The 11,928-nt window shown below is 63.4% G+C and carries 12 protein-coding genes; 1 reads left to right on the forward strand and 11 read right to left on the reverse strand.

Annotation, left to right across the window (positions count from 1 at the left end; all coding sequences use genetic code 11):
- Positions 1-8: 8 nt before the first annotated feature.
- Positions 9-551 (forward strand): AAA family ATPase, encoded by a 543-nt coding sequence (locus tag ACI3KW_RS21610; RefSeq protein ID WP_404849798.1) that lies wholly within the window; start codon positions 9-11, stop codon positions 549-551.
- 168 nt (positions 552-719) lie between these two features.
- On the opposite strand, the gene ACI3KW_RS21615 is transcribed toward ACI3KW_RS21610, so the two are convergent.
- The 11 genes from ACI3KW_RS21615 to ACI3KW_RS21665 all read right to left on the reverse strand — a co-directional run.
- On the reverse strand, positions 720-938 hold the full coding sequence (locus ACI3KW_RS21615) for a DUF6500 family protein (RefSeq protein WP_262168977.1): 219 nt from the start codon (positions 936-938) through the stop codon (positions 720-722).
- On the reverse strand, positions 935-2,599 hold the full coding sequence (locus tag ACI3KW_RS21620; protein ID WP_404849799.1) for a urocanate hydratase: 1,665 nt from the start codon (positions 2,597-2,599) through the stop codon (positions 935-937). The genes ACI3KW_RS21615 and ACI3KW_RS21620 overlap by 4 nt, the downstream gene beginning before the upstream one ends.
- Before the next feature lie 118 nt (positions 2,600-2,717).
- The gene (locus ACI3KW_RS21625) at positions 2,718-3,050 is read right to left on the reverse strand and encodes a TfoX/Sxy family protein (protein WP_404849800.1); all 333 of its coding nucleotides are present in this window, start codon (positions 3,048-3,050) and stop codon (positions 2,718-2,720) included.
- Between the two features lie 3 nt (positions 3,051-3,053).
- Positions 3,054-4,145: a DUF917 domain-containing protein gene (locus tag ACI3KW_RS21630; protein ID WP_404849801.1), complete on the reverse strand. Its 1,092-nt coding sequence runs from the start codon at positions 4,143-4,145 to the stop codon at positions 3,054-3,056.
- Positions 4,145-5,398, reverse strand: coding sequence for a Zn-dependent hydrolase (locus ACI3KW_RS21635; RefSeq protein ID WP_404849802.1), 1,254 nt, complete (start codon positions 5,396-5,398; stop codon positions 4,145-4,147). The genes ACI3KW_RS21630 and ACI3KW_RS21635 overlap by 1 nt, the downstream gene beginning before the upstream one ends.
- On the reverse strand, positions 5,395-6,750 hold the full coding sequence (locus ACI3KW_RS21640; protein ID WP_404849803.1) for a dihydroorotase: 1,356 nt from the start codon (positions 6,748-6,750) through the stop codon (positions 5,395-5,397). Before ACI3KW_RS21640 ends, ACI3KW_RS21635 begins: the two co-directional genes overlap by 4 nt.
- Positions 6,751-6,801: 51 nt before the next feature.
- Positions 6,802-7,554, reverse strand: coding sequence for an ABC transporter permease (locus ACI3KW_RS21645; protein ID WP_404849804.1), 753 nt, complete (start codon positions 7,552-7,554; stop codon positions 6,802-6,804).
- Positions 7,551-8,486, reverse strand: a complete 936-nt coding sequence (locus ACI3KW_RS21650; RefSeq protein WP_404849805.1) for an ABC transporter ATP-binding protein — start codon at positions 8,484-8,486, stop codon at positions 7,551-7,553. The genes ACI3KW_RS21645 and ACI3KW_RS21650 overlap by 4 nt, the downstream gene beginning before the upstream one ends.
- On the reverse strand, positions 8,483-9,676 hold the full coding sequence (locus ACI3KW_RS21655; protein ID WP_404849806.1) for an ABC transporter permease subunit: 1,194 nt from the start codon (positions 9,674-9,676) through the stop codon (positions 8,483-8,485). The genes ACI3KW_RS21650 and ACI3KW_RS21655 overlap by 4 nt, the downstream gene beginning before the upstream one ends.
- A 225-nt stretch (positions 9,677-9,901) precedes the next feature.
- Positions 9,902-10,813, reverse strand: a complete 912-nt coding sequence (locus ACI3KW_RS21660) for an ABC transporter substrate-binding protein (RefSeq protein ID WP_404849807.1) — start codon at positions 10,811-10,813, stop codon at positions 9,902-9,904.
- Positions 10,814-10,895: 82 nt separating this feature from the next.
- On the reverse strand, positions 10,896-11,928 hold a 1,033-nt coding region (locus ACI3KW_RS21665; RefSeq protein WP_404849808.1), incomplete at its 5' end, for an aromatic amino acid lyase.

An 11,928-nucleotide genomic window follows, 5' to 3' on the forward strand; every position in this document is an offset into this window, starting at 1 on the left:
ATCACGCCATGATCATCGTCCTGAACGGTTATCCGGGCGTCGGAAAACTCACTATCGGCCGGGAACTCACATCGATGATTTCCGGCCGCCTGCTCGACATTCACAGTGTCTACAACATCGCCTTCGCCTTAACAGAGTTCAAATCGCCGGAATTCATGGAGACGATTGAAAAGATCGAAGCGATCGCGCATGACCTGATCCGAGCGTTGCCGGCCGAAGTTCCCGTTGTGCTCACGACAGTCCTCGCCGGCAGTAGCGACTGGGGCGACGCAGAATGGCAGCGGATCGTGCGGCTTGGCCATGAGCGGCCACCACTGCTCGTTGTTCACGTTCACTGCGATCTGGACGAAAACATCCGCCGTATCGAGGCACCGGGCCGTGGTGCGAAGAGGAAGCCACAAGACGCGGACATGGCACGCCGAAACCATGCAGGCGCTCAGCCCCTGGCAGGTACCGACGAAGCCAACCTGCTACGTCTCGACGTAACTGGCCTCTCTCCAACCGAGGCCGCCACCGAAATCGCAACCTGGGCCCAAAAAGCCCCGGCTTGAGCACATCCTCTCACCACCCACCGCATCTCCCTCGGGCCTGACCCGAGGGCCACTCCCAACACGGCACTTGTGGCGAGCGATCCTCGGGTCAAGCCCGAGGAAGGCGCGGTGGCTTTGGCAATAATGGACCCCGCGCCCTCCCCACCACGATGTCATCGGAGCTAACCCTCAAAGCCCTGCCTTGATCATCTCCCGAATCTTCACGGCTTTCTCGAAGTGATCCAGAGCGTGGGTTTTGATCCACCACTCGGCGGCCTCCATCAGCAGTTGCGGATCATCGTTCCGATTGGCAAAAAATGCATAGAACGAGAGGCCAACGCCCGGCCCCTTCTTGGCGATCTTGTCTTCGCAAACCGAGATCGCTTTCGCCCTCAAGCTGGCCCTCATCTACCCACCGCAATATGCCCAATCCCCTTGGCCGCAATCTCGGCAAAGCTCTCCTCGTACCCCGCATCGGCATAGCGCATCACACCCAGCGCAGTGTCATTGGTCAGCGCATGCTCCAGTCGCTCATCGCCGCCCGGCGTGCCATCGGCCACCACGGTCACCCCCGCCGAAGTCATGTATCCCGCATAGCCCCCGCCACCCGAATGCACCACGACCAGATCGGCCATGGACGAACACAACAGCATCGCATCCAGCAGCGGCCAATCGGCGATAGCGTCCGAGCCATCCTTCATCCGCTCGGTCATGATATTGGGATGCGCCATCGCCCCCGCATCCAGATGATCGCGGCTGAACGCTACCGGCCCGGCCAGCGTGCCATCGGCTACCATGGCATTGACCGCCCGCGCCAGCGCCGTCCGCTCGCCATGGCCCAGCCAGGCAATGCGCGCCGGCAACCCCTCGAACGGCACATGCTGGCGCGCCAGCGCGATCCAATTGGTCACGATTCTGTTGTCGGGGAACATTTCGAGCAGCTTGTCGTCGATCTTCCGAATGTCCTCGGGGTCGCCCGACAGCGCCATCCAGCGGAATGGCCCGATGGCCCGCGCGAACAGCGGCCGCAGATAGGCCTCGGTGAAAATCTTGATATCGAAGGCATTTTCCACCCCGCCCGCCTTGGCATGGGTGCGGATCAGATTGCCATTGTCGAACACTTCGCTGCCGGCCGCCTGAAACGCCAGCATGGCCCGCACATGATCGACAATCGAAGCCCGGCTCGCCGCCATCAGTTGCCCCGGCCCCTCGACCCGCAGGCGCTTGACCTCCTCCAGCGACATCCCCTTAGGCACATAGCCATAGACTAGGTCATGCGCCGAGGTCTGATCCGTCACGATATCGGGCACGATGCCCCGCCGCGCGATCTCCGGGTAAATCTCGGCCGCATTGCCGACCAGCCCAATCGAGGTCGCTCGCTTCTCCGCCACCGCCTTGTCGATCATCGCCAGCGCCGTATCCAGGTCCGGCGCAATCTCTTCGAGATAGCCGATTTCCTTCCGCTTTTTTGCGCGTTCAGCATCGATGTCCACACAGAGAATGGCGGCCCCCGCCATGCGCCCGGCCAGGGGCTGCGCCCCGCCCATGCCGCCCAGCCCCGCCGTCAGAATGAACCGTCCGGCCAGATCGCCGCCAAACCGGTTCTCGGCAATGCGCATGAAAATCTCATAGGTGCCCTGGATGACGCCCTGGCTGCCAATATATTGCCAGGCCCCCGCCGTCAGTCCGCCCCAGCAGATCAGCCCCTTCTTTTCCAGCTCATAGAACACCTCAGCCTTGGCCCATTGCCCCACAATGTTGCAATTGGCCATGATCACCAGCGGCGCTTTGGCGTGGGTTTTCAGCAACCCAATCGGCTTGCCCGACTGGATGATCAGCGTCTGATCCTCATCCATTTTCAGCAGAGTTTCGACAATCGCCTTATGGCTCGCCCAATTGCGCGCCGCCTTGCCGAGCGCGGCATAAACGATCAACTCATCGGGGTTCTCCCCCACGCTCAACACATTCTCGAGCAGCCGCAGCAACGCCTCCTGCCGCCACCCTTTGGCGCGCAATTCAGGGCCGCCGGGAATGGGGAAGTTGGGGTGGCGGGGATTGGGTGTGGGCATGGCTGCGTTTCCAGTAGACCTCATCCTGAGCCTGTCGAAGGACGAGGTCGTGGCACCTCGGCAGGCGACCTCGTGGTTCGACAAGCTCACCATGAGGTCTTGGGCGAGCTTGGGAGAGTTACAATTTCGGCGGCAGTGTCCGCACAAACGCCACTGCCGCCTCGAGCAGCTGCCGCCGCAAGTCGTCATCGGCGCAGGTATCGAGCCCCGCCCGCACCCAGCCGCTCATCTGCCGGCCAGACATGATCATCGGCGCGACGTCGTCCAGTTCTAGGGCCCATGCATCATTGTCCTTGCCCAGCCGCACCATCAGCCCCACGTCGCGAGCGCCACAAAGCATGTGGCCATCGAGCAGCCAGACCAGCCCACCAAACATCGGCTTCTCGCTCAGCCCCCGCTGGTCGCCCAGATCCTCGCGCACCAATTCTTCAAGCCCCGGGTCGCGTGCCATGGCTCACCCCTTGGCCCCGTCCAGCGCGTAGCGCGCCAATTCGATCCCCATGGCCTTTTCGACCGATGGATAAACCGTCGGATCGAGCACTGACGAGCTGAGCGGAATGACCTTCTTGGGCACATGCAGCACGAAAATCTGCATGCCCTCCTGCAATTGCCCCACGCTCAGCGGTTCGCCCTCGGGGGAGAGCGTCGTGATCACATCGGGGAAAGTAGCGATGCGCGCGCCGTCGCGCCCATCCACCGCCATATATTCGTTCATCACATGCAGCACCGAGCCATCCGACAGCGTCACCGCGCCGATATCGAAGGCCTCCTTGGTGTAAAGCACCGCCTTTTTGATGATCTTGCCCTCGACCAGAATAGTTCCGCCCGTGGTCTTGGCGATGGCGTCGATCACCGCCGTGCCGCCCTTGCCCTCGGCCGCAATGATTGCCTCGCCCAGTTTCAGCGCCAGCGAAATGCCCCCCAGGGCCGCGTGTTTCCTCACATAGCTGGCCCGCACCGGATTGCGGCACGAAGCGATAAATCCGCCCGACATGTCCGAGGCCGTGCGCAAAATCGGCGATACTTTTGCCGTCGCACCCTTGACCACCAATTCGATATAGCGGTTCTCGCTGCGATTGCCGCCCACCGCCGTCTGGATCATCGGCTCAGGCGATCCCGCCAGCCCGATACTGCCCATATCCCCGGTCGGATGCGCCCGCACATCGCCCACCGCGTCGACCACCTTGGTGCCCAGAATGGCCGAAGGCAGCCAGCCATTGAGCGTCGAGGATTTGCCATTCTGCCCGATCATCAACCCGCTGAGCTTTTCCCCCAGCGCGTCCTGCAGCATGGACACCGCCTTGATGTAATCCACCCCCTGCATTTCCCAGGGCGTGGTCGAAGCCGGCGCGCCGATAGCCGCCGCCGTCGCCACCCAGTCATTGGCGTCCAACTCGTGAATGCTCACCAGTTCGGGCTTGCCGACGCTCACCGCCGCATAGCCCAGCATGCGTCCATGATCGGCCCAGCCGCCACCGCCGGCGGCATAGACGGAGCCGCCTTTGACAGCCGCCTCGACGTCTTTCTCAGTCAGAATCCGGCCCATTATTCTGTCTCCTGCAATTGCTTGTCGAGCGCGACCACGGCATCCAGCAAAACCTGGGCGCCCAGCGCGATATCGTCCGTCGTCGCAAATTCATCCGGGGAATGGCTGCGGCCATCCAAGCAGGGGACAAAGATCATCGCCGCCTTGGTGATCCGCGCCATCCATGCCGTGTCATGCCCCGCCCCCGACGCCATCCGCCGATGCCGCGCGCCCGCGCTGTCGCAGGCAGCATCCAGCACGGCAAGCAGATCAGGATCGCAAGGCGTCGGCTGATTGTCCGAAACGATGCGCGGCGCCTGCACGCTGACGCCGGTTTTTTCCGCTATCGCCGCAACACCGCGTTCCAGTTCATCAATGAACCGCTCCATGTCGTCGCGCAGTTCCGCCCGCGCGTCGATCAGCATACGAACCCGCGCCGGCACCACATTGGCCGCATTGGGCGTCATCTCGAATTCGCCCACGGTCGCAGCAAAATGGGTATCGCCCGCTGACAGCGCCTTGGCCAGTTCCTCGACCCCCAGCGCAATCCAGGCCGCCGTGGTCAGCGCATCCTTGCGGGCGGACATCGGCGTCGTCCCGGCATGGTCCGCCCTGCCCTCTACGACAATCTCGATCCGCGTAATCCCGGCAATCGCCGTCACTACGCCCACATCAAGCTGCTCGTTCTGCAACACCGGCCCCTGCTCGATATGCAGTTCCAGAAACGCCTTGATATCGTCGCGCTGCGCCACGGCGTGGGGCACCCCGCCCACCTTGGTGATGGCCCGTTCCAGCGTCACCCCATCATGCGTGCGCGCCAGCCACTCAGGCGGTCGCGTACCGCTCATGCCCCGGCTACCAATGCAGGACACGCCAAAAATCGAGACTTCCTCAGCCAGAAAATCCACCACTTCCAACGTATGATCGAGCACCACGCCCTGGTCCCGCAGCGCCCGCGCCACTTCAAGCGCCACCACCACTCCAGCAATGCCATCGAACCGCCCGCCATCAGGCACCGTGTCGGAATGGCTGCCGATCATGATACTGCCCAGCGCCGGATTTCTGCCCGGCACGACACCGATGAGATTGCCCGCCGCATCGATCTGGCTGACCGCGCCGGCCTGCTGCATGGCATGTTCCAGCCAGGCCCTTCCCTCCAGAAACATCGGCGTAAACGCCCGCCGCGTCCAAGGCCGATCCGGCTCGGTGATGGCCGCAAGGGCATCGATATCGGTGGCAATGCGATCGGCGCGGATGGGGGAATTGGGGATCACGTGGCCACCTCCGGTCGCACAAACCGCCCTACGCCCGGCTCGGCGACCGTCACCCCATCAAACACCTGTCGCCCGCGCAGATAGGTCAGCCCCACCGTCCACGGCAGCTCGATCCCGTTATACGGCGACCAGCCCGCTACATTGTGCCCACTCTCCGCCGCGTCATAAATCTTGGGCCGCTCAAACAGCACCGCGATATCGGCATCCTTTCCCACAGTCAGCGCGCCTTTGCTCCCTAGCCGGAAATGCCGCGCCGGGTTCTCCGCCATCAGCCGCGCCGCCCAGGTCAGCGAAATATCGCGCTCCAGCGCGCCCTTGACGAATAGCGGCACCATCACTTCGAGCCCAGGCACGCCCGAAGCATTGGCCAGCATGTCGGGATTGGTCTTGCGGTTTTCCGACCAGCTCACATGATCGGTCGAAACCAGCGTGACATTGCCCGCCCGCACATGCTCCCAGAGCTTTTCGACCTCCGCCCGCGAGCGGATCGGCGGATTGATCTTGGCCTTGCCACCCAGCCGGGCAACGTCATGTTCTTCGTCAAGCGTCAGGTAATGAATGCAGCATTCAATGGTGGCATCGAACCCCTGATCGCGATAACTGCGCGCAATCTCATAGCCCCGCCCCAAGGAGCAATGCACGACATGCGCCGGGCACCCGGTCTGTGCTCCCGTCTCATAAATCTGCAGGCCAGCCAGCAATTCAGTCAGCGGCGGCCGGCTCAACCCATGCGCGCGATAATCGGTAATGCCCAGCGCCTTGACCTTGGCGATGGCCGCGCGCACCGCCTCGTCATCCTCATTATGCACGCCCGCCGTCAGGCCAGTGGGAGTAATGGCGTCAAAGCACTCCTCCAGCAGCGCCGGCGGAATGCGTGGAAACCGCACCGGGTCAGTGCCAAAAGTCGAAAACTTGAACGCGGCGACACCCGCCTCGACCTGTTCCAGAATCCGGCTGGCGCCCTCTTCCGGCTTGATCGTGCCATATAGCGCAAAGTCCACCCGGGCCTGTGGTTCGGCATGCGCCACCTTCTGGCGCACCGCCTCGGCGGAGCTGACCAGATTGCCCTCGTCATAGGGCATGTCGACAATCGTGGTCACCCCGCCCGCCGCCGCCGAGCGCGTCGACCAGATAAAATCTTCCTGATCCTTCTGGCTGAGCGAATGGGTCTGCGCATCGATCGCCCCCGGCAGGATCAGCGCCCTGCCCAGCTCATGCCGCTCATGCGCCGCCGGCGCCACGCCCTCCCCTACATGCACGATTTTGCCATCGCGCACGGCCACATAGCCGTTCTCGATAATGGTAGATGGCAGCACGACAGTGCCGGACAGAACGAGATCGAAATCGGACATTTTTTTGCTACGCCTTCAAAAAAAACGTGGTGATTGGTTGAGGCCAAAAGCTCACGCCGCCGCCCTCCCCAATTGGCCGGTCCGCGCCATCAGCATCCGCTCCAGCGCCGAGAGCGCGTCGTAGATCAATACCGCCAGTACGCCCACGATCAGCCCGCCCTGCAGCACGAACGCGGTATTGTTGGACAAGAGCCCTGCAATGATCACCTCGCCCAGCGTCCTTGCCGCTACGGTCGAACCAATGGTCGCGGTCGCCAGCGAAATCACCGTCGACAGCCGTATCCCCGCCAGGATCACCGGCAACGCCAGCGGCAGTTCGACCTTGATCAGCCGTTGCCAGCCGGTCATGCCCACGCCCTTGGCCGCGTCGGTCACCGCCGGCGGAAGATTGGTCAGCCCGGTCAGCGTGTTCTCGAAAATCGGCAGCAGCCCGTAGAGAAACAGCGCCACCAGCGTCGGCGCCGTGCCAAAGCCCAGCATGGGCACAGCCAGCGCCAGCACGGCAACCGGGGGAAAGGTCTGCCCGATATTGGCGAGCGAGCGCGACAGCGGCAAAAACTCCGCGCCGAAGGGCCGTGTCACCACGATTGCCAGCCCCACCGCCACGATGGTCGCGGCCAATGTCGCCGTCGCCACGATGGCCAGATGGTTCAGCGTCAGGTCGAGCAGGCCGCCCTGATTGTAAATCGCCGGCTGCCCGTTCTTGGTGAACAACCCGAAAAACCCGGCAAAGGTCTCGGGCCGGACGAGGAACACGACCAGCACCAGCAGCGCAATGAACCTGATGACGAGCCCGGTCTTCATTGCGGTCGCGCTGCCAGCTTGGCCAATTGGGCCAGTGTCACCTGCCCCACAATCTGCCCATCGCGCCGCACCGGCAGCGCGGGCCGGCCCGACCATAGCAATTCGGCATAGGCATCGCGCAGCGAGGCACCGGCCTCCACTGGATCGCCTGCGGCTTCCCCTGCCTCGATATGATCGGCCACCTTGGCCAGCGACAGCAGCCGGAATGGCCGCTCGCTGGTGCCGATCAATTCGGCCACGAAGGGCGTTGCCGGATTGGCGATGATTTCGGCGGGCTTGGCAAACTGCAGCAGCTTGCCTTTGTCCATCACGGCGATCTTGTCGCCCAGATGGATCGCCTCTTCCATGTCGTGCGTCACCAGCACGATGGTCGTGCCAAACTTGCGCTGAATGGCCAGCAAATCCTCCTGCGCCTTGGCGCGGATCACCGGATCGAGCGCGCCATAGGGCTCGTCCATCAACAAAATATTGGGCTCGGCCGCCAGCGCCCGCGCCACGCCCACGCGCTGTTGCTGCCCGCCCGAAAGCTCATTGGGTAGCCGGTCGCGGAACTGGGCGGGATCGAGTTGAAAAAGGCTCAGTAGCTCATCGACCCGCGCGGCAATCTTCTTTTTGTCCCAGCCGAGCAGCTTGGGCACGGTCGCTACATTCTGCCCCACCGTGCGGTGCGGAAATAGCCCATGCCCCTGAATGGCATAGCCAATCCGCCGCCGCAGCTCATAGGCCGGCACCGTGCTGATATCCTCGCCATCGATGCGGATCGACCCCGAGGTCTGGGTCACGAGCTTATTGATCATCCGCATCAGCGTGGTCTTGCCCGAGCCAGACGTGCCCACAATGACGCAGATGCTGCGGGGGTCGATGGTCATGGTGACCTGATCGACCACCGCCGTTTCGCCATAGACCTTGGTGATATCGTCGATTTCGATCATGCGCTGCGTCCTCCGCGAGACGTCATTTCCACCAAGGCGTCGAGCACCACCGCTGCGGCGAAAGCCAGCGCCACCGTCGGCACTGCCCCCAGCAGCACCAGGTCCATTGCCGTCTGCCCGATGCCCTGGAACACGAAGACCCCGAAACCACCGCCGCCGATCAGCGCGGCAATGGTGGCCAGACCGATATTCTGCACCAGCACGATGCGAATGCCGGTCAGGATCACCGGAAAGGCCAGCGGCAATTCCACCGCAAACATGCGTTGCGAGCCGGTCATCCCCATGCCCTTGGCCGCATCGACCGCGGCCGGCGACACGCTTTGCAGCCCCACTACCGTGTTGGACACGATAGGCAGCAGCGAATAGGCGAACAGCGCCACCATGGCCGGCGCCACGCCAATGCCCGAAATCCCGATGGCCGACGCGCCCGGAATATTAGCGGCGACCCAGGCCAGCGGCGCGATCAGCAGGCCGAACAGGGCAATGGACGGAATGGTCTGCACAATATTGAGCACATTGAGCACTGCCGCGCGCAGTGGCTTGACCTTGTAACAAAGAATACCGACCGGAACGCCGACCAGCGTCGCAATCGCCACCGAGCCAAAGGCCAGCCCCAGATGCGTGCGCGCCTCCTGCCAGAAAGCCGGCGCGCGGGTGGCATATTCCTTGAGCATGGAAAGATCATTCCACGCCCCGCTCCACAGCAGCGCGCCAATGGCAACAGCGACTGCGAGCAGAATGGTCAGCCGCACCCATGGCCTGAAGCGCAGCCGCGTCAGTGCGTCAGCCACCATCAGCGCAAAGGCAAACACCAGTAGCCAGAACCCGGCCCCCGGCGACACCCGGGCAAAGGTATTATCCGGCGGCGTCAGATAGCTGCCCGACCAGCCGATCAGCATGGCGAGCACACCAAGCACGACAAACCCGGCGATCAATTTGACCAGCGTCGGAAAGCGCAGCAGCGCGACAACAAAGCCCGCCAACAAAGCACAGATCAGCACACCCGACGGCAATGCCGGCAATGCGTCGAGCAGCGAACGCGGCTCGCCCAGCACGATGCGATTGGCCCGGAACAAGGCAAACGGCAAAGCTGCCCCCGCCGCCGCGATCAACGCGATCAGCACACCCAGCTTGTCGAGCGCCAACCAGACGGGGCGGCTCGCTATCGAAGATGTTTCGGCGATGCTCATGCTGGCTCCAACTCTGCGATGTGGAGAGGCTTGCGATAGTCGGAGAGCCCCGATGCAATCCCCTCCCCCTTGAGGGGAGGGCTAGGGTGGGGGTGCTGCGGTCCCAACATGCTCGATGCCGTTGGAGGGTTCAGCACCCCCACCCTCGATCCCTCCCCTCAAGGGGGAGGGAGGCAGATCGCGGCTCACTGGGTGGGGGTATCGGCGCCCCCACCCCATGCGCCATCAATCCAGAAAACCGCCCTTGGTCAGGTAATCCGTCGCGACAGCCGAAGCCGCCTCGCCGCCAACCTGCACACGGCCATTGAGGTCCTGCAGCACTTCGAGTGTCAGCCCGGCAAATACCGGCTTGAGCAGCTCTTCGATCTGCGGATATTCGGTCAGCACGGCCTCGCGGATGATCGGGGCGGGCTGGTAAACCGGCTGCACGCCCTTGTCGTCCTCAAGCACTTTGAGGCCCGATGGGGCAATGCCGCCATCCGTGCCATAGACCATGGCGGCATTGACGCCATTGGTCTGCTGGGCGGCGGCGGCAATGGTCGCGGCCGTATCGCCACCCGACAGCGTCACCAGTTGGTCGGGCTTCAGCGTGAAACCATAGACTTCCTGGAACTTGGGCAAAGCTGCCGGCGAGTTCACGAACTCGGCCGATGCGGCCAGCTTGACCTCGCCACCGCCCGCGACCCAGGCGCCGAACTCGCTGAATGTCACCAGTTTATTGGCATCGGCAACGTCGGCACGCAGGGCCACGGCCCAGGTATTGTTGGCGGGCGATGGCGTCAGCCAGACGATCTTGTTGGCGTCGTAATCGAGCTTGGCCGCCTCGGCATAGGCGCTTTCGGCATTGTTCCAGAGCGGATCATCGGCCTTGTCGAAGAAGAAGGCCGCATTGCCGGTATATTCGGGATAGATGTCGATTTCGCCGGCGGTGATCGCCTCGCGCACGATGGGCGTGCCGCCGAGCTGGATGCGGTCGGTGACCGGAATGTCGTTGGCTTCAAGCACCTGCTTGATGATGTTGCCAAGCACCCCGCCCTCGGTGTCGATCTTGGAGGAAACGACGACCTGGGCATTGGCCGCAGTCACCGAAATGGCAAGCGCAGCGACGGCGCTGAGAAGCGTGGATTTGAGGCGCATTGGTTTCTCCGTTTTCTCCGGGCTGTCCGGCCCGGCTGTCCCTAACCTAACGTCTTGGTAGAATTGAGCGAGGCCGCAAATTCTAGGTAATGGGCCCCAGCGCGAAAAACTCGTCCAACTCCATAATCGCCGAGTGAGAAATTAGTTCGTTCATCAACTCGTCGGAGGCCAATGCATGCTCGATAGCCTCGACCTCGGCCGATAGCGGGCGGTCCTGCCAATATGTGTCAGCATGCCGGCGCACCAGCGAATAGATGATGCCCGGAACATTGCCGGGATTGTCGCTCGAAATATCCATGGCCTGCGCCGCCAGCATGGCCTCAAGCGCCGCCAACCGCCGCAAAGCCAGCACCTGCCGCTCCAGCCGCTCGACGACCAGCGGCAGGAAGGTGGCTTCATCCTCAATCCCGCCGGCCACCACCATGGAATTGGCCGAGATCGGATTGGTCATGGTCAGCACGCGCGCAAACAGCTCGCCCGCCAGCTTGATGATCGGCCCGAACCCCGTAGCGATGGCGCCCGGCTGCACCAGATTGACCGGCAGGCCCCGCCGCTGGCCATTGCCCAGCAGCACGCAGCGATTGAACGAATTGCGCGCGATATGGGCCAGCCCCAATTGCGCGGTCTGCAAGAACACCGTGACGTCGAGCGGCAGCGAGCCGCCCGAGGTGATCACCTGCCCGCCCGCCACCACCGGATTGTCATCGGTGCGCCCCGTTGCCGCCAACAAGATCTTGCCCGCCGCCACCAGCGTTTCATAGCCGGTGGCAAACACCTGGCTCATCATGCGCAGGCTGAGCGGATCCTGGATGTGGGTGGCGTCGGGCCAGTCCCAGCCCTTGGCGTTGAAATAGAGCCAGGCGCCAATTCCCGCCTCGCGCTCAGTGCCGACATGGGCCACCGCCTTCCACGGATCGCGCGAAGCGCCCAGCGCCCCCGCCGTGGTCAGTCCCGTCGCCAGCATCACGCGCACTGCAGCCGCCGCATCGCGGATCGCGGCCGCCGCTGCGGCATAGCCTACGGCATTGGTCGAAATCGACGCCAGGCTATCGCGCGGCGCCAGCCGGAACGGCTTGAGCCCTGCTGCCGATAGCGCGGCCTCCGCCGGCTGGCGC

Source organism: Devosia sp. ZW T5_3 (assembly GCF_044987315.1).
Classification (GTDB): Bacteria; Pseudomonadota; Alphaproteobacteria; order Rhizobiales; family Devosiaceae; genus Devosia.